Raw genomic sequence first — 19,203 nt, forward strand, 5'->3', positions numbered from 1 at the left:
TAAAGTTCAACTTAAGTGCATTATTATCTTATGCAAAGTTGTCAAGATCATCTCTCCTGAGAAATGGATGATTTTTACTTTATAATGGACGTTTTAAATCTAAATTCTTCTAAAAACTTCTCATAAAAATTCTCCATCATAAAGTAAATTTCCTCCATTCTCTAACAGGTATTGGCGTCAGATCTTTGCGGTGTTATTAAAACTTATTCAAATGAAAAAAACAGCTATTATTATTCTTTCTGACCCAAAAGCGGGTTCAGAAGAAGCGTTAGGACGTGTATTCAATGCTTTAGCATCAGCTTATGAATTTAAACACGAAGGTGAAGATGTAAAAATTATTTTTCAAGGTGCAGGTATCAGATGGCCTGAACAGCTTGACCAACCAGAACATCCTGTTAATGCTCTTTATAAAGAAGTAAAAGATCATGTTCACGGACTTTCTAAAGGTTGTGTTGCTGTATTTGGCACCGAAGTATCGGGTTATGAATTATTAAATGACAACAAAGTTCCTGGAACTCCAGGTCTTCCGAGTTTTGTAAACCTTAAAAAAGAAGGTTACGATATTCTAATTTTCTAAGCCAAAATTTAAACTGCCCTTTATTTAGTAACAGGGCAGTTTAAAAATTGCAATAGAATTCGACCCATCTAATCCAATAAAGCAGTTGCTTTTTTGAGTAATTTAGCTAAAACTGGATTATTCCTTAAAATCAAAATTTAAGTTTAAAGTTATGCAAGAAGATTTTCAATATTATATGCATCAATGTTTAGATCTTGCCAAAACAGCTCTTAAAGCTGGAAATCCCCCTGTGGGCGCACTGATTGTGCTTGATGGTAAAGTAATCGGTACGGGAATTGAATCTGGAAAATCAACGGGAGATATTACCAATCATGCCGAAATATTGGCGGTTAAAGATGCATTAAAAAACGGATTTTCGGATAAGTTGCATCTGGCAAAAATGTATACGACGCACGAACCCTGCATTATGTGTTCTTATATGATTCGTCATCACAAAATTGCTGCAATTATTTATGGTACATCTGTGCCTTATGTTGGCGGTTTTACTTCGAAATATAATGTTCTAAGTGCTGAAGATGTTCCTAAATGGGGACAGAAACCAAAAGTCGTTGGCGATGTTTGTGTTGATGAATGCAGTGAATTAAATGCTCAATTTTTAGAACTACTTGGCAAATTATAAAGATGTTATCACAATCTGTACATACTCTGGTTAATCAGCAAAACGGAAATTTATCTTTCAAGGTTTTTGAATTTGATAATGCTAGTTATTTTGATCATATTCAGCGTAATAACTATTTTACGTTAATTATAATTACTTCGGGAGAAGGATTAGCCAAAGTTGATCTTTCTGAATATGCATTCAAAGAAAACACTTTATTTGCCTTTTATCCGTATCAGCCTTTTATGCTAGCTTCAGAAGGGCCAATTGCTGGTGTTTCCATTCAGTTTCATCATGATTTTTTCTGTATTTATCGACATCATAAAGAAATTGCAGCAAACGGAATTCTATTCAATAATGTTTATGAGCAGCCTTTTATTCTTTTAGATCAAAATAACAAACAGACATTGATGAATATTGTCAGAGAAATTGTCAATGAGCTGAAAATGGAAGCTTTGAGAAAAGATGAAGTTCTGGTTTCTTATTTGAAAATATTCTTGGTTTTTGCCACACGAATAAAACTCGAACAACAATCTGTGAAAGAAATAAACGGAAATGAAAAACAGCTTTTTATAATTCAAAATTTAAGAAATGCTATTGAAGATCATTTCCGAACGAAACATTCAGCCAGTGAATATGCCGAAATCCTTCATGTAACTCCGGTTGTACTTGCGCGTGCAGCAAAAAATCATTTTAATATGACACTTTCTGACTTAATTACAGAACGTATCATTGTGGAAGCAAAAAGAGAATTGTACCTCACAAACAAAACAGTCAAAGAGATTGCTTATGAATTGGGCTATGATGACGAATACTATTTTAGCAGAGTATTTAAAGGCAAAACCGATATTTCTCCGCAATCCTACAGAGAAACAATAGGTTTTAACCGAGGTGCGTCTTGAAGATTCTAATACATTTATTTTTATCCTAATTATCAAATAACCAAAAACGATGCAAACAGAAAATTTAGAAATTCCGAAAATAAATTTTGATGCAAATGGAGAATTAATAATAACGGCCTCTCCCACTTCATCGAAACATGATTTTGATTTTTTTGAAGGAAAATGGAAACTTCATAATAAAAAACTCAATTCGAGATTGTCTAATTGTACAGAATGGACCGAATTTGAATCTACACAAGAAATGTATAAGGTTTTAAACGGAATCGGTAATATTGATAATTTCCTTGCCACATTTGACGGACAGCCATTTGAAGGTATGACCGTTAGATTATTTAACCCGAAAAGCAGATTGTGGAGTATTTATTGGGCCGATTCTAATGAAGGAAGATTAGACCCGCCAGTTTTAGGTTCTTTTGAAAACAATGTTGGCCATTTTGTGACTAAAGACATTTTTAACGGAAAAGATATTCTTGTGATTTTTCGCTGGGATGCAAGAGATAAAAATAACCCTGTTTGGAGTCAGGCATTTTCTGAAGATAATGGAAATTCTTGGGAATGGAACTGGTACATGTATATGTCTAAGTTTAATCCGGAAAACTAATAAAAGTAAAGCCGCATCAAACTTCCTGTTGATACGGCTTTCTTATTTTTTATTATATTTCTTTTAAATTCACTTCTTTCTTTTCCCCATCCTTATCAATAGTTACACGCTTCTCAATGTTAGCTTTATCACTATAAGATTGGCTAGCTGTGCCATAATTGGTTGTAGAACCTTGATAGCCAAAATAATTATAATAATTGGTATATCCTGATACGTATGAATAATTATAAGAATTTGTAAAATCAAAGCTCACCATAACCACATAAGTTCCCGGCATTAGATCTGCAAACTCAAAATGTCCCTGATCGTCATATACTTTGGCTTTTTTAACCGAATAACCAAAATCGTTATCCAAAGGAACTTCTGGCATTTTTTTCTGTTTTCGAATTTTCTTGTTCACTTCCAGCCATTCTTCATAATAAGCAGAACTTGGAAAAAGTGTAATTTCTGTTCCTTTTGGAGCATATTGTTTCTTAGCTGTATTAACTAAGCCTCCTAATTTTTTACCAGAATCGGATCTTGCGTAAGCGGTACCAATTATAACACCATTGCCATTAGAAATCTGTCGGGCAACTTCTTCTTTATTAAATTTGTTTTTAATAGGCTGATAATCTAATTCTTCGTTAACTGTGATTTCCCACATTCCGTTTGCCATAGACATTTCTCGCTGCCAAAGACGGTGGTCTTTTTTGTCTATAATATAATTGTAATAAGCGTTGGTGCTTTCTTCTAGAACTGAAACAATCCATGTATCGTGTTTACCAGTTCTCGGAGAATTGTAGACGTAACTTTTAACCTCTTTGATGGTGTAATATTCAACCAGCACATTTGACTCATCATTATAATAAAATTGAGGGAAACGGCCCTTATAGCCTACATCCAATGGTAATGTTCCGATTAAATGATCCGTCCAGTTGAAGTCAAAAAATTCTTCTTTAGGCTTCAATTTTAGCTTTTTATCTTTTTTGGTTTTCTTCGAATAAAAATTACCTGTAATCGTTTCGCCAAAATTAAGGTTTAGTTTTGCATTCTTCGTTTCATCAGAATAACTAATCGCTTTCAACGTGAGAGCATCTGCTGTACTAATACGCGTGGTAGGTTTTCCGTTATCTTTGGGAGTGAAAGTATTGTTTAAAGTTAATTGATTGTTGGCTAAAACAATATCGTAGGTCAATGCTCCCATGTTTTTCCATTCTGTACCTTTTACATAATAAACGGTATAAAGCGATTTTTCGGGTTTAATGTATTTGGTATTGATATCTTTACTTCCAGGAACTATCTCTTTTTGACCGAATGCAATAAATGGAAGCAGCATCATTGCATATAAAAGGGGTTTTACCAAAATTGCTCTTCTATTTTTTAAAAATGTTAATTTCATTGATAAAAAACTGCCTAAACTGTTAACTTTCATTGGAAACTATTTGATTAGGCGCAAATTTACTGACGCTATCTACAGAAAACAATACCTGATTTCATGGTTATTTCCAATCAAAATTCAGCTTCATTATCATTGTTCTTTTCTAATCTGTCCAATTCCGTTTTTATAGTTTGTTACGGCAAAATCTGGGAATCGTTTTCTAAATTTTGAGTCATCAAAAATATTGTCGTGTTCGTATCTCGGAAGCAATTCCTGTAGCTCTTTTAGCCTCTTATTGAAAAGTGCTCCTATTTTAAACACAAACTTTGGTATAACAGCATATTTTAATTCGCTCTCGTATATTTCAGAAGTCAGCGCAATAAATTCTTTATAATTAAGATGACTATCATCAACAGGTAAATGCCAAGTCTGACCAAAAGTGTCTGGTGTGTTTCCTATTAACGCAGTAGCGCGGCTTGCATCTGGTGTCCAAATTAAGCTTCTTTTTTTAGTATCACTTAAAGGCACTTTTAGTTTTTTATCTTTTCTGATGTTATCAAAGATTAAAGTATTGGTAATACTCTGTGTTTTATCTGGACCATAAAATTCAGGAGCACGACAGATAACTGCTTCTAATTGACCTGACTTTATTTCGTTTAAAACCATTTCTGCCATTTCTTTTCTAACAATACCTTTTCTTCCTACTGGTTCAAATGCTGTGTCTTCTGTAAGCCTTCTATCATCCTGCGGATACATATAAGTATTATCAAAAAAGACAAGTTTTGTTTTATTGATTTTACAAGCTTCGATAGTATTTCTTAGAATTAATGGAAATTGTTTCTCCCATAGATCAGAATCCATTGGAAGTCCTAACGTGAAATAAGCAATTTCGCTACCTTTTACAGCTTCTATGGCTTTTTCTTTATTCATTAAATCTGCTGAAAAAACCATATCGGTATCATTTACTTTTTTAGCTTTACGGCTTACAATCCGAACATCTGAAGTAAAATTTCTTTTCAGTTCTCTAGCCAGTTCTTCGCCAATCTGTCCGCTGGCTCCTAATATTGTCTGCATTCCGTTAAATTAGCTTTTCTTTAATACTTATTGTTTAACAACTTTTTTTATTCTTATAAAGAGAATAATCATTTAAAAATATTTCGAATCGCTTTTCCGATTTCAGCAAAATCATCATGACTGCTGACTGACCTTTTTTCGGTATTGTTTGAAGTAGTTTTAGAAAAAGGATAGATAAGCATGTAGTTGTTGTTATTAAATTTTAGATTTAAAAGATCTGGAATATCTCGCATTCGCGAAAAATACGAGTGCATTCCCTTATCTCCCATCATAATAATTAATCCTTCATTTTCTTCAATAGTCAGGGCGGTTTGCTGAGCATCTTCCCAATTGGAAAAAACATCAAATGTTGCTTCTATAGAGGCTTTTTTAGCGATTCGTTTTAAGATATTTAGTGTTTTTTCTTTTCCGTAGAAACTCATTTTGGCTCCAGAATTACGGCCAATATTCCAGATTCTTAACATCGAATGAAAAAATCCTGCATCCAATTCGGCATCTGCTGGAATAAAAACCAAATATCTTTTGATAGTCGCTGCTGGCTGAACCGCATGATAGACCATTAAATTGATATTTTTATTTCGCAGATAACCATTATACAAATTGTATACAAATGAAGCCGAAAAGCCTTTTCCGCCTTCCAGACCTACAATAAGATCGGTAATATCTTTTTCCTTTATCACATTGCTTATTCCCCCAGCTGTATCATTGTCATGGCGTGTAATTGGATGTAGTTCTACATCTGCAGCCGAAGCAGCTTTTATCGCGCTTTCTAGTATTCTTTCGGCATTTTTTTCAGAAGATTCATTGGCATCTTCATTAATCACATTTACGGCGTAAAGCTGTTTATTAGATGCTGTTTTTACCATCAAGCCAAGATTCACCATTTTTTCTACCGTAGCTTCATGATTCACAGCAAGCAGTATATTTTCTTTTTCTTTACTATCGCCCGACACTGTATTGTCTTTTTCTGCTTGTGCAATGCGTTGTGCACTCGCCATAGAGACAAACGATGATATGGTACAAGAAACCAAAATAAGAAGAATACTGCCGTTAAGCACATGTTCGTTTAAAAGTCTTATAGGTTCACCCGCATCATTTTCGCCAATAATTATATTGTAACCAACCATGACAGAAGCCAATGTCGCCGCCGCAGATGCCGAACTCAGTCCAAAAATTAACTGTCCTTCATCATTTGTTAGTCTAAATGTTTTCTTTGTCAGAATGGCTGCAACATATTTACCTCCTATTGATGCGACCAACATAATTGACGCTACCCATAAAGTTTCCCAACTTTGTATAAACGCATTAAAATCAATCAACATTCCAACACTAATCAAAAAGAAAGGAATAAAAATGGCGTTTCCGACAAACTCGACCCTGTTCATTAAAGATGATGTATGCGGAATTAATTTATTTAAGGCCAATCCAGCAAAAAAGGCACCAATAATAGATTCGATTCCTGCCAATTCAGCCAAAAGCGCTGCCAGATAAATCATAACCAATACAAAAAGATATTGCGAGATTTTGTCATCCACCGTTTTAAAAAACCATCTGGCAATTACCGGAAAAATGAGCAGTACAATTAAAGCAAAGACAACCATTGAAACGGATAATTTTACCCAAAAAGCTGTTCCGACTTCTCCCTGCGACATTCCAACGATAGCCGCTAAGACTAAAAGCGAAAGCACATCGGTAATCATCGTTCCGCCTACTGTTATATTTACAGCAAGGTTTTTGGCAATCCCCAAACCGCTTACCATTGGATACACAATTAAAGTATGCGATGAAAAAAGACTGGCAAACAAAATTGAGGTAAGCAGTGAAAAATGAAGTAAATAATAACCGCCTACAAGCCCTAAAGCAAACGGAACGGCAAAAGTGAAAATCGAAAAGATAATACTCTTCCATTTGTTCTTTTTAAAATCGGCCATATCAATTTCCAGACCTGCTAGAAACATGATATACAAAAGACCTGTAGTTCCTGTAACTACAACACTGCTGTCTCTAGAAAGCACTCCAAATCCATTTGGACCAATAAGAGCACCGGCAATAATAAGGCCTAGCAAATGTGGCACCTTTATCTTATTCAATAAAAGCGGAATACATAAAATAATGATAATTTCGATAAGATACTTTAAAAGAGGATCTTCGATGGGAAATGTGATATGATGTATACTCAGTAGCATAAATTACTTTTTAGTAGATGGAGTAAGTTCGACTGAGAATTTTGCGATACAATTATCCTGACCAGTTATAGTCTGTGTGCCTTTTATGATGTTTTTTTTAATATCATCTAGCACTACGCTCACTTTTATTTTGTTTTTTGAAGAGGCTTCTTTTGCAGAATCAAGGACTATTTTACTTTCTAAATATTGTCCAGCAAAAACACGTTTAATTTCGTTATTACTTAAGACGTTTGTAAACATTCCGGTAGAATCTGACACAAACTCCCAAACCTCGCTGCGCTGATCGCCAATCACATAATTGCTGCAGTTCGATTCTCTGCAGATCATCTTGCTATTCCATGCCACTTTAAGATTTTCTGGCCATTCTTTTATTTTAGGAAGTGTATCTTTTACTTTAGAAATAGATAATAAACTGTCTCTCATTTTTAAGAGCTTATCATAATCTGCTTCTTTATCTTGAAATTGTTTTTCTCTTTCTAAAAGTGCATTTTCACGCATAATAAGTTCCTGTTCTTTTTTATTGCTGCAGGAAGATAAAACAAGTACAAAAAAGATAAGGAATAGTCTGTTTATAGTCATAAAAATTGGTTTTGGATTCTACAAGATAAGCAGAAAAATCCTTTTAGCAGGCCAAAAACGGATAAAAAACAGATTTTTTTTCTCTTTCTTATGCGTAAAATCAAGATTTTGAGTGCTGTTTTTATAATAAATTTACTTTCACGCTATTTATTTTTCCTTCAAATTTAAAAGGCGCTTTTTTATAATAGCGAATAGAAACTGGTCCTCCAAGATCTTCACCAACATCAAAAGTTTCGCTGGCTGTAAAAGCTACTGGAACAGTACGTTTTACTTGCCCTTTAGCATATTCTTTGCCGTCAACTGTGATAACAATATCTGCTGGTGCACCTGGTTTTGCAATAGTCGTTAAAACCTCTATTTTATGTTTTCCTGCCGGAATTTTTTCTGAAGATTCGACATTATAGCGTTCAATAATCAGCATATTATATTCGTACACTAATTTTCCGTTATCCATAAACAAAGTCACACCGCCGCCAGAGCCTCCAAGCGCATATAAAACTCCCGAAGCATTTTCTTTTACTTCAACTTCGGCAACAACTTTATTGCTTTTTTTGCCTAAACCTGGCGCGCTAAACTCGGGCATTCTTTTGGTTGTTTCATCAAAAGTCCAAGAAGTATACGGTGCTTTAATAACATCTTCGGGATGAATGCGAAGCCAGATTCCGGCACCAATTGGATAATCTTTATTCTTTTTAGCTTCTTCATTAAAAATCTCTTGAAGCTCTTTTAATTTTTGTGGATTTTTAGCGGCTAAATCATAATACTGCGTATAATCCTCTTTTATGTTATACAATTCCCAAACATCTTTGGTCGAATCCCATTCGGCTAAACCTTTCTGAGCAGGAATCCATGGATATAAAGGTCCAAAAGTACAGGCATACCAACCGTCTTTATAAACTCCACGGCTTCCGTTATTATCAAAAAACTGAACTTTAGATACTTCTTTAGCTTTAGCATCATTGAAAGTATATTTAAAACTTACTCCATCTAATGGCATTTGTTCAAAACCATTAACCACTTTTGGTGCTTTGATATTTAAAATATCATAAATAGTAGGCACAATATCGTTTATATGATGAAACTGACTTCTAGGCGTACTATCGGGTTTAATCATTTTTGGCCAACGAACCACCATTGCATTCTGTGTTCCTCCAAAATGAGAAGCCACTAATTTGGTATGTTTAAAAGGCGTATTTCCAGCCCAAGCCCAAGCGGCATGATAATTATTCTCTAAAAGAGGTCCGCCAATTGCGTCTAATCCACCGAGTTTATCCAAAGCTTCAAGCTGTTGCTGAATGGTATTTGAAACGCCATTCTGAGCCAATAATTCACTTATAGAACCATTTTGCCCTTCGGCACTCGAACCATTATCTCCCCAAATAAAAAACACGATAGTATTGTCCTTTTGCCCATTCGCTTCAAGCGCATCCAAAACACGACCAACTTCATGATCAGCGTGTTCTACATATCCCGCAAATACTTCCATCATACGAATTTGAAATGCTCTTTCAGATTGTGGAATACTTTCCCAAGAAGCCATTGTTTTGTCACGTGCCGTAAGCATGGCGTTTTTTGGAATCCATCCCAATTCTTTCTGGCGTTTAAATACTTTTTCGCGATAAGCATCCCAGCCGTCATCAAATTTTCCTTTGTATTTGTCTGCCCATTCTTTAAAAATATGATGCGGTGCATGACCAGCCCCTGGAGCGAAATACAACAGAAAAGGTTTGTCTGCTGCGTACGATTTGTGTTGTTTCATCCATTCTATTGCGTGATCTGCCAAATCGGTTGTTAGATGATACTTTTCGTCTTTTGGAGGTTCTACTGGTGTAAAATCATTGATTAATCTTGGTTCGTATTGTGAAGTTTCTCCAGCCAAAAATCCGTAAAAATGCTGAAATCCGTAATTGACCGGCCAGTAATCAAAAGGCCCAGCAACTGTCGTTTGGTTCGCTGGCGTATTGTGCCATTTTCCAAAAGCAGAAGTACTGTAGCCATAATTCTTTAAAACTTCGGCAACGGTAGCAGCTTCTTTCGGAATAATTCCCGTGTAACCATCCCAATCTACGGCTCTTTCTGCAATTGTTCCGTTTCCTACGTGCGTATGGTTTCTACCTGTTAATAAAGCAGCACGGCTTGGAGAACAGATTGAAGTAGTATGAAACTCATTATAAGCAATTCCCTCTTTAAATACTTTGGTTAAAGTTGGCGTATTAACTCCACCTCCAAAAGTTGATGGTGTACCAAAACCCAAATCGTCCATTAAAATTATAATGATATTTGGTGCGTCTTTCGGCAAATGATCTGGCTGCGCTCTTCTTTTGTGTGTGCTTTCCGCCAATGTTTCGTTGGCAACGCTCGCACTAGGAACTGGTGGAAAAGGCAGAACATCTTGTGCATAAATTTTTGAATGACTGCTTAGAATCAAGATAAGCGATACAATCAGATATTTTTTAATGTCTTTCATAGTAGATTTACATTCTCTCTTTTAAATTTTATCCTCTATTTCAAGTCAATATCAACCTTATCAACAATTCCTGTAAACTTAAATGGAGGTTTGTACGATTTTGCAACGGGAGATCCAGAATCTTCACCAATTCCGAAAGTATCAATTCCGAAACGAGCGGCTACGGTTTTATCAACTCGCCCTTCGCCGACTAATTTATCATTGATATAAAGTTTTCCTGTTCCACCTTTTCCAGTTCCTCCGCCATCATAAGCAAAATCAAATTGCACAGTACTTTTTCCAACTGGAAGTGATTCTTTAGAAGTAATGACGTAACGGGCATCATCAAAATAATTATAGTGATAAACCAACTTTCCGTTCTGCACATATAAAGCAAATCCTGCCGAACTTCCTCCAGAAGCCACAATGATACCACTGTCTGATTTTGATTTAAGTTCAATTTCTGCTGTTATACTATGCGATTTATTTTTAGTATTTGGCGACGCTGTTTCAGCCAATCTCGTTGCTCCTGCATAAAAAGTAAAGTGTTTGCGTTTTGGGTCAGATGGCGTAGGTTTTGGCGAAATTAATCGACCAGTTCCTCTATCATCTAATGGATACACATTATACTTTTTGGCTTCTTCTGCAAAAATCTTTTTCAGTTCTTCCACTTTTTCAGGATATTTTTTAGCCAAATCAACCGATTCGCTATAATCTTCATCAATATTATAAAGTTCCCATTTGTCTTTATCCCAATTTCCTGGCGCATAATCCTGTCTCCATGGAAATGTGTGTTGGGTAGCTGCAACCCAACCATTATCATAAATCGCTCTATTGCTGAATACCTCAAAATATTGTCTAGTTCTAACTGGTTTTGCATTTTTATCACTAAAAGTAGACAAGAAAGAAACCCCATCCATAGGTTTCTGTTCAACCCCATCGACAGTTTTTGGTGCTGGCAAATGAGAAGCCTCTAAAACTGTAGGAAGCACATCAATCAGATGCACAAACTGACTGCGCATTCCGCCTTTATCCTTAATTACTTTTGGCCAGCTAACCACCATTGGGTTTCGGCTTCCTCCAAAATGAGAAGCTACTTGTTTTACCCATTGAAAAGGAGCATTTCCAGCCCACGCCCAACCTACAGGATAGTGTGGTTCTGTATCTGGATCTCCAATTTGATCAAGATGTTTTAAGTTATCTGCCAAAGGAGTGGCGATTCCGCTTAATGCTTTTACTTCATTAATTGTACCTTCCATTCCGCCTTCAGAACTAGCGCCATTGTCACCAACTATATAAAATATTAAAGTATTATCGGCATCTGGAAGTTTGCTAATGGCTTCTAAAAGGCGTCCCGTTTCATGATCGGCAAACGAAAGATAACCCGCATAATTTTCCATCAAACGCGCAAACAGTTTTTTCTGATCTGCCGAAAGTTTATCCCAAGGTGTAACCCAGTCAGGTCTTGGAGTCAATTTTGTTCCTTTTGGAATAATTCCCATTTTTAACTGACGTTCGTAGGTTTCTTGTCTTACCACATCCCAGCCTTTATCAAACTGACCTTTAAATTTGTCACGCCATTCTTTTGGTGCATGATGTGGTGCATGTGCCGCTCCTGGAGCAAAATACATCATAACTGGTTTTTGAGGTGCAACCGATTTACTATATTCTAACCAATTAATGGCTCTATCGGTCATATCGGTCATAAAATGATAACCTTGTTCTGGAGTTTTATCTGGTTCTACTGCTTTCGTATTTTCAAAAAGAACTGGATAATATTGATGCGTTTCACCACCAATGAATCCGTAAAAATAATCGAAGCCTAACCCCGTAGGCCAACGGTCAAATGGCCCTGTAATACTACTTTCCCAATCTGGCGTATTATGATTTTTTCCAAACCAACTCGTACTATATCCGTTTCCTTTTAAAATTCTACCAGATGTTGCAGTAGTTTTTGGAATCATACAATTGTAGCTTGGATATCCTGTTGCCCATTCGGCCAAGAACCCAGAACCCGCATTATGATGATTTCTCCCTGTCAACAAGGCTGCGCGCGAAGGCCCACAGATGGCTGTAGTATGAAAACGGTTATATTTTAAGCCATTTGCGGCAAGTTTATCTAATTCTGGTGTTGGAACCGGTCCTCCAAATGTGCTTACCTGTCCAAATCCAACATCATCTAAAAGAATGATAATCACATTTGGCGCTCCTTGCGGAGGCGTAACCAATTTTGGCCATTCTTCTTTTGAGTCTTTGTAGGTTTCTCCAATTTTTCCGCCAAAAGGAGGTTCTGGAATTGGCAGTATTGTTCGATCTAGTTCTCCTGAATCGGTTTTTTCTGTTACAGAATCGGTTTTCTGAGATTGATTGCAGCTGAAAAGAAATACAGCTAAAATGAAGAGCAGTTTTGGGCTAATAAACGGTTTCATATTACAAGATTTTGTTATTCGTAATAAATTTACAAACATGGGTTTTACAAAATCTTTTGATGATGTTTCAAATTATAATTTGCAACAAAGTTTTCATTATTTTCTGTTCCAACTCACCCAATCTCTCGATTAAAATCAGTAATTCATTCTATCAATATGTTATTTATATCAAAAAACGCTTTAATTAAAAACTATAGCTTTTAACCTTAAAATTATTTCATAACCCAATTGACAATCTTCGTGATACTAAAATTTAAAATGTACTATTGACACACATTTAGACAAATTCGAAACATTTATAGTAAAAACTGAAACACGGTTTTCGTAGTCCCTTTTAATTTCGCTTTAAAGATATTCAGCCAAACCGAATATCAATAAACCGATTACACTATGAAAAAAACCTTTAACCTATTTCTGGCACTTGCATTTACCGCATTAAGTTCTTCTGCAAAACCTGTTCTAGAAGATCCATCGCCACTTTGGTTTACAAAAACAACCGAAGTAATTCATTTTCAGTTAAACAAAGCCGCGCAAACTTACAAACCTGGAAAAAATCCGAGATCTGTTAATCCAGACGGAACTGTTCGTCTTGCAGGAATAACTGATTGGACAACAGGTTTCTTCCCTGGAAGTTTGTGGTACGGTTATGAACTTACAGGCGATAAAACAATGGCAGAAGAAGCGAAGAAATTTACCCTTGCTTTAGATTCTATTCGAAATATCAAAAACACGCACGATGTAGGTTTTATGCTGTATTGCTCTTATGGAAATGCCTACAGAATTACCGGAGACAAAATTTATCTCCCTGTTTTGGCAGACGGTGCTGCAAATCTTTATGCACGTTTCAGCCCTGTAGTAGGAACTATTCGCTCTTGGGATTTTCCGTGGCTGCACTATCCCGTAATTATAGACAATATGATGAATTTGGAGTATTTGTATTGGAGTGCTACTGAGTTTAATAAGCCTGAATATGCAAAAGTGGCAGATACACATGCTTTAACTACCATGAAAAATCATTTTAGAAAAGATTACAGTTCATACCATTTAGTAGATTATGATCCGAATACAGGTAAAGTTTTACGCAAAAGAACACATCAAGGTGTTACAGACGAATCTTCTTGGGCGCGCGGACAAGCTTGGGGATTGTATGGTTACACGATGTGTTATGCAAACAGCAAAAATCCTAAGTTTTTACAGCAGGCAGAAAACATTGCCAAATTTATTATGAACCATCCTACAATGCCAAAAGACAAAGTGCCTGTTTGGGATTTTGATGTTCATAATGCTTTAGATACCGACGAACTTGCTCCACGAGATGCTTCAGCTGCTGCTGTTATTGCTTCTGCTCTTTTAGATTTAAGTACTCAAGTTAAGGATGGAAAAAAATACGTTGACTATGCCGAAGAAATACTAAAATCCTTATCATCTGATGCTTATCTGGCTAAACCCGGAGAAAATCATTTCTTTTTGTTAAAACACAGCGTGGGCGCTTTTCTGTACAATTCTGAAATTGATACACCGCTAGATTATGCCGATTACTACTATCTGGAAGCATTAAAGAGATATGCGGCAATTAAAAAAATTGAAATCTAAATTAGATGAAAATGCGTCTTTTTATAAAAACTTTCGTCTTCTTCTTTATTTTACTTTTAATGCAAAAAACTTTTGCACAAGATGTTAAGATAACCAAATCTAGCTTTAATGCCATAAACTTAGATTATAAAGGACTTGAAAAAGTAAAAAAACTAGTTTCTTCATCTAAATATGAAGAAGCAGCAAACCGACTATTAGATTATTATCGAAATCGTACCGATGTTCAGCATTTGAATTTTAATGCAGCTGATGTAGAAAAATTAAAAGGGAAAAAGGTTAACAACAATACCTTAGAACTTGCCAATAATATTCTGATACACAAATTTAAACCGCATAAAGGGTATCCAGCATATGATTACGGACAAGATATTAATTGGCAATATCGTCCTGTACAAGATCAATTACTGTCTACCTTTTTACATCGAACTGCTTTCTGGGAATCATTAGGTATTGTCTACAATAGTACGGGAGATGAAAAATATGCCAAAGAATGGGTTTTAGAAGTACGCGATTGGATTAAAAAAAACAAGCAAGGCACATATTCTGACGAAAAAGATTTTGCGTGGAAAGCTTTTGTGGTTTCTTTCAGACTTAATCATTGGTCTTCGTATTTCAATATGTTTTTGAATTCGCCAAACTTTACTCCTGCTTTTTTAATGGAATTTTTGAATTCTTATAATGAACAGGCAGAATATGTATCCAACAATTATACAGATGTTGGAAATCATAGGTTGTACGAAGCCCTACATATGATGTACGCAGGTAGTTTTTTTCCTGAAATGAAAAATGCTGCTGCTTGGCGTAAAAGCGGAATTACCGTTTTAAATGAAGAAATTAAAAAACAGGTATTGCCTGATGGCATCCAATTTGAACTTTCGCCTTCTTATCATATCGGAACCATTAAAATATTTTTAGATGCTTTACAGATAGCCCAATTAAACGGAATCGAAAATGAATTTCCAGAAAGCTATAAAAATCTAGTCGAAAAAATGGTGCTTGCGGTTGGTAAATATTCATTTCCAGATTATACTTTCCCGTTGTATGGAAACTCTTTTTTAACAACCAAAAGTGCTATGTTAAAGAGTTATCAGATCTGGGAGAAAGCTTTTCCAAAAAATGAAATTATTAAGTATTATGCATCAAACTTTAAATCAGGAAAAAAGCCTGACTATTTATCAAGCAGTCTTCCATATGCTGGTTTTTATGCTTTTAGAAATGGCTTGGATACCACTGCAACCGTAATGCAGATTAAAGCTGGGCCTCCAGCTGAGTTTCATTCTCATCCTGACAATGGCAATTTTGCACTTTGGGTAAAAGGTCGAAATTTCACTCCAGATTCAGGCAGTTTTGTCTATGCAAATGTCGGCGATCAAGAGAACTCTAAAAGAGATTGGTACCGCTCTACTAAAGCGCATCAAACTTTAACACTTGATAATCAAAACATAACAAACGATGCCAAACTATTAGAATGGCAACCTGATGGAAACACTCAGATTTTGTCTTACAGCAATCCGAGTTACAAAGATTTAAGCCACGAAAGAACTTTCCTTTTTATCGATAACACTTTCTTTCTCATTATTGATCAAGCAATTGGAAACGCAACTGGTAATCTAGGAATTCATTATAATCTTAAAGAAGACAGCAATGCTTCAAGCAATTCTTTAGACAATAGCATTACAACTCATTATGAAGATGGAAATAATTTATTGATACAAGTCGCTGATAAAGAAAAAATTGCTTTAAAAGAAGAATCTAGTTTTGTTTCGTACGAATATCAAAAAGAAACACCAAGACCTGCTTTTGCTTTTGAAAAAATAAAAAACAATCAGCAGACACAAGGCTTTATTACCTTATTACTCCCATTCGCTGGTCAAAAGGCTCCAACAGTAAAAATTACAGAAAACCCCGAGCATAATATTTCTAAGGGAAAAATTGATCTAAATATTACTATCAATGGAAAAGAAAGCCACATAAAGAAAAACCTTGTTCATTAGATCTAATCTGACGAAAAAATCTATCAAACTATAGTTTTATTTGAGCTTTTTCCAAAATTAAAAACAATACAAAGCTATCTTTGATATGATAATATCAACTGGATAGCTTTTTAATTATAACAACAAATTATCTAACTCACTTAATTAAAAACCTAAATGAATAATTTAAAGAAAACAACCATCTTGTGCTTTCTCTTCCTGTCGTGGTTCTTGGGCAATGCGCAAGAAAAACCAATAAAAAAAGAAAGCTTTGACATTATCAATCTAAACTACAAAGGCTTAGAAAAGGTAAACAGTCTATTTAACGCAGCCAAATACGATGAAGCAGCGCAAGAACTGCTAACGTATTATCGAAACAGAAAAACCGTTAAACATCCTGATTTTAATTCGGGAGACGAAAATAGATTTCGAGGAAAAGAAATTGGTAAGGCAAATCAGGAAAAAGCAGACAATGCTCTGGAACATAAATTTCAGCCTCAAAAAGGGTATGGATTTTATGATTACGGAAAAGATATTAACTGGGAATATTGGCCCGTAAAAGACAATGAAGTCCGCTGGCAATTGCACCGCGTTACATGGTGGCTGCCAATGGGAATGGCGTATCGCAGTTCTGGAGATGAAAAATATGCCAAAGAATGGATTTCACAATTTCGCGATTGGGAGAAAAAGAATTATTTAGGAAGTTCTAAAGAAAATGATTCTTTTGCATGGCGTCCATTGGAGGTGTCAGATCGTGTGCAAAGTCTCCCTCCTACATTCAATCTATTTGTAAATTCTCCGAACTTTACTCCTGCTTTTTTAATGGAATTTTTAAATTCTTATAACAAACAAGCCGCATACATTCCGAAACATTATAGCAAAGAAGGCAATCATTTATTGTTTGAAGCACAGCGTATTTTAGGAGCGGGAGCATTTTTTCCTGAACTAAAGCAAGCTGAAGCATGGCGCAAAAGCGGTATCGAAATCCTAAACCGCGAAATAAAACTGCAAGTACTTCCAGACGGCGTACAATGGGAACTCTCTCCTATTTATCATGTTGCGTGCATCGATATTTTTCTAAAAGCTTACAATTCGGCTAAAATGGCTGGCGTAGAAAAAGAATTTCCAGATACTTATTCGAAAACCATCGAAAAAATGATTTTAGCTTCAGCAAGCATGATGTTTCCTAATTACAACAATCCGATGTTTGGCGATTCTTGGCTGGTTGAAAAAGAAAACCGATTAAAACAATTTAAGATTTGGTCTAAAGTGTTTCCCGAAAATGCGCAACTCAAATATTTTGCAACTGACGCTGCTGAGGGAAAACAACCAGATTATCTTTCAAATGCCTTACCAAACGGCGGATTCTATACTTTTAGAAACGGGTGGAACGACCAATCTACGGTAATGATCGTTAAAGCAGGACCTCCAGCAGAATTTCATGCGCAGCCAGATAACGGAACTTTTGAACTTTGGATAAAAGGACGAAATTTTACACCAGACACAGGCTGCTACATTTACAGTGGTGATGAAGAAGTTACTAAAAAAAGAAATTGGTTTCGTCAGACCAAAGTCCATAACACTTTGACACTAGACGATCAGAATATGGTGATTACCAAAGCAGAACAAAACAAGTGGCAAACGGCCAAAAACCTAGATATTTTAACGTATACCAATCCAAGTTATAGCGACTTGAATCATCAGCGCAGTATTTTGTTTATTGATAATAAATACTTCCTAATAATCGATAAAGCAATCGGAAAAGCAACTGGTAAATTGGCCGTTCATTTTCAGTTAAAAGAAGATAGCAAACCTGTTTTTGATAAAATAAATAACAAGGTATATACGGCCTATGAAGACGGAAATAACCTTTTAATTCAATCTTTAAATACAGATAAAATTGCATTAAATGAAGAAACAGGAAAAGTTTCCTATGCTTATGCAAAAGAAATTTCCAGACCAGCATTTGTTTTTGAAAAAACAAAAAATGATGCAAAAACAGAACAATTTATCAGCATCCTTTATCCTTTTGCAGACAAAGCTCCAGATATCAAAATTCAGCCCAACAAAGACAATGATTTTGAAAAAGGAATCATTAGTTTAAACATTCTAATTGATGGCAAGAAAAGTGAGATTAAAACTCGACTAAACTAAACATTAAAATTACACTTCTAAAAAAACGTCTAAATTAATTTTAGACGTTTTTTTTTAATTATTAAAATATAGCCCGTGGTTTCAACCACTGGAACACCATCAAAAAACAATCCGTATCTCCCGTGGTTGAAACCACGGGTTATGTTTCCAGCAGAATGAAATATTTATAGAAATTATAATTGTTCTTTTGAAAAAACTCGCAATAAGATGAAATATTTCCGTTTTATATAATCCTAAAATCTGCATAAAGAAACATTTTTTCTATTCTTTGTTATTTTATTTTTTTCAATTAATAAGGTTAATCTGAAACTCTTTTGTTCAAACAAATCTTCAACTCGAATTTGAATTTGTAAAGATAATTTTACGTAACATTTTACTTCATTTCACTTAACTTATAATTTTTACGCAAACGATTTAGAGATTACTCGTAATTGCTAGCTTTGCATCAAAAATTAATTCAGCAAAAAAACACTAAATTCAAATTAAACCCTGATTTTAAAGGACTTTAAACATTGTATTAATCAAATTCAATAGTATTTTGGACGCATTCAAAACTGTCATGAAAACCCGATTTCTATATTTGTTTCAATTAAAAATCAAAAAAACATGACTAATCCAAAAAAAATGACCAGGCCTTTACAAAATTTAAATCTCTTTCCTAAACCTAAAATTCCGTTGCCCTTTTTTCAAGTTATTTAATTGTTATGATTTTCTCCACAACAGCTATCTAAAAA

13 protein-coding genes are annotated in these 19,203 nt (G+C 35.1%); 7 read left to right on the top strand and 6 right to left on the bottom strand.

Annotation, left to right across the window (positions count from 1 at the left end; all coding sequences use genetic code 11):
* Window positions 1–211 precede the first annotated feature (211 nt).
* The 4 genes from AC5ZCW_RS01610 to AC5ZCW_RS01625 all read left to right on the top strand — a co-directional run bounded on the left by AC5ZCW_RS01610 (window position 212) and on the right by AC5ZCW_RS01625 (window position 2,678).
* Window positions 212–577, top strand: coding sequence for a DsrE family protein (locus tag AC5ZCW_RS01610; protein WP_496117481.1), 366 nt, complete (start codon window positions 212–214; stop codon window positions 575–577).
* A gap of 151 nt (window positions 578–728) precedes the next feature.
* The gene (locus AC5ZCW_RS01615; protein ID WP_496117483.1) at window positions 729–1,196 is read left to right on the top strand and encodes a nucleoside deaminase; all 468 of its coding nucleotides are present in this window, start codon (window positions 729–731) and stop codon (window positions 1,194–1,196) included.
* A gap of 2 nt (window positions 1,197–1,198) precedes the next feature.
* Window positions 1,199–2,077, top strand: a complete 879-nt coding sequence (locus AC5ZCW_RS01620) for a helix-turn-helix domain-containing protein (protein WP_343544457.1) — start codon at window positions 1,199–1,201, stop codon at window positions 2,075–2,077.
* Between the two features lie 49 nt (window positions 2,078–2,126).
* Window positions 2,127–2,678 (top strand): hypothetical protein, encoded by a 552-nt coding sequence (locus AC5ZCW_RS01625; RefSeq protein ID WP_496117485.1) that lies wholly within the window; start codon window positions 2,127–2,129, stop codon window positions 2,676–2,678.
* Window positions 2,679–2,730: 52 nt separating this feature from the next.
* Here AC5ZCW_RS01625 and AC5ZCW_RS01630 read toward each other — a convergent pair whose 3' ends face one another.
* From AC5ZCW_RS01630 to AC5ZCW_RS01655, 6 genes are all read right to left on the bottom strand, one after another.
* The gene (locus AC5ZCW_RS01630) at window positions 2,731–4,089 is read right to left on the bottom strand and encodes a DUF3108 domain-containing protein (RefSeq protein ID WP_496117487.1); all 1,359 of its coding nucleotides are present in this window, start codon (window positions 4,087–4,089) and stop codon (window positions 2,731–2,733) included.
* 96 nt (window positions 4,090–4,185) lie between these two features.
* Window positions 4,186–5,109: an NAD-dependent epimerase/dehydratase family protein gene (locus tag AC5ZCW_RS01635; RefSeq protein WP_496117488.1), complete on the bottom strand. Its 924-nt coding sequence runs from the start codon at window positions 5,107–5,109 to the stop codon at window positions 4,186–4,188.
* Window positions 5,110–5,177: 68 nt separating this feature from the next.
* Window positions 5,178–7,295 (bottom strand): cation:proton antiporter domain-containing protein, encoded by a 2,118-nt coding sequence (locus tag AC5ZCW_RS01640; protein ID WP_496117490.1) that lies wholly within the window; start codon window positions 7,293–7,295, stop codon window positions 5,178–5,180.
* A 3-nt stretch (window positions 7,296–7,298) separates the two neighbouring features.
* Window positions 7,299–7,874 carry a hypothetical protein gene (locus tag AC5ZCW_RS01645; protein WP_496117492.1) on the bottom strand — a complete coding sequence of 192 codons (576 nt, stop codon included), beginning with the start codon at window positions 7,872–7,874 and terminating at the stop codon, window positions 7,299–7,301.
* 121 nt (window positions 7,875–7,995) lie between these two features.
* Complete coding sequence (locus AC5ZCW_RS01650; RefSeq protein WP_496117494.1) at window positions 7,996–10,341, bottom strand: arylsulfatase; 2,346 nt, start codon at window positions 10,339–10,341, stop codon at window positions 7,996–7,998.
* 35 nt (window positions 10,342–10,376) lie between these two features.
* Window positions 10,377–12,749 (bottom strand): sulfatase-like hydrolase/transferase, encoded by a 2,373-nt coding sequence (locus AC5ZCW_RS01655; protein ID WP_496117496.1) that lies wholly within the window; start codon window positions 12,747–12,749, stop codon window positions 10,377–10,379.
* 390 nt (window positions 12,750–13,139) lie between these two features.
* Between AC5ZCW_RS01655 and AC5ZCW_RS01660 the strand changes: the two genes are divergently transcribed.
* The 3 genes from AC5ZCW_RS01660 (at window position 13,140) to hepC (AC5ZCW_RS01670) (ending at window position 18,469) form a co-directional block, all read left to right on the top strand.
* Complete coding sequence (locus AC5ZCW_RS01660) at window positions 13,140–14,342, top strand: glycoside hydrolase family 88 protein (protein ID WP_496117498.1); 1,203 nt, start codon at window positions 13,140–13,142, stop codon at window positions 14,340–14,342.
* 11 nt (window positions 14,343–14,353) lie between these two features.
* Window positions 14,354–16,336 carry a heparin-sulfate lyase HepC gene (gene hepC / locus AC5ZCW_RS01665; RefSeq protein ID WP_496117500.1) on the top strand — a complete coding sequence of 661 codons (1,983 nt, stop codon included), beginning with the start codon at window positions 14,354–14,356 and terminating at the stop codon, window positions 16,334–16,336.
* A gap of 156 nt (window positions 16,337–16,492) precedes the next feature.
* A complete protein-coding gene (hepC, locus tag AC5ZCW_RS01670; protein ID WP_496117502.1) occupies window positions 16,493–18,469 on the top strand; it encodes a heparin-sulfate lyase HepC in 1,977 nt (658 codons plus the stop codon).
* Window positions 18,470–19,203 lie beyond the last annotated feature (734 nt).

Source organism: Flavobacterium sp. PLA-DH12 (assembly GCF_059511845.1).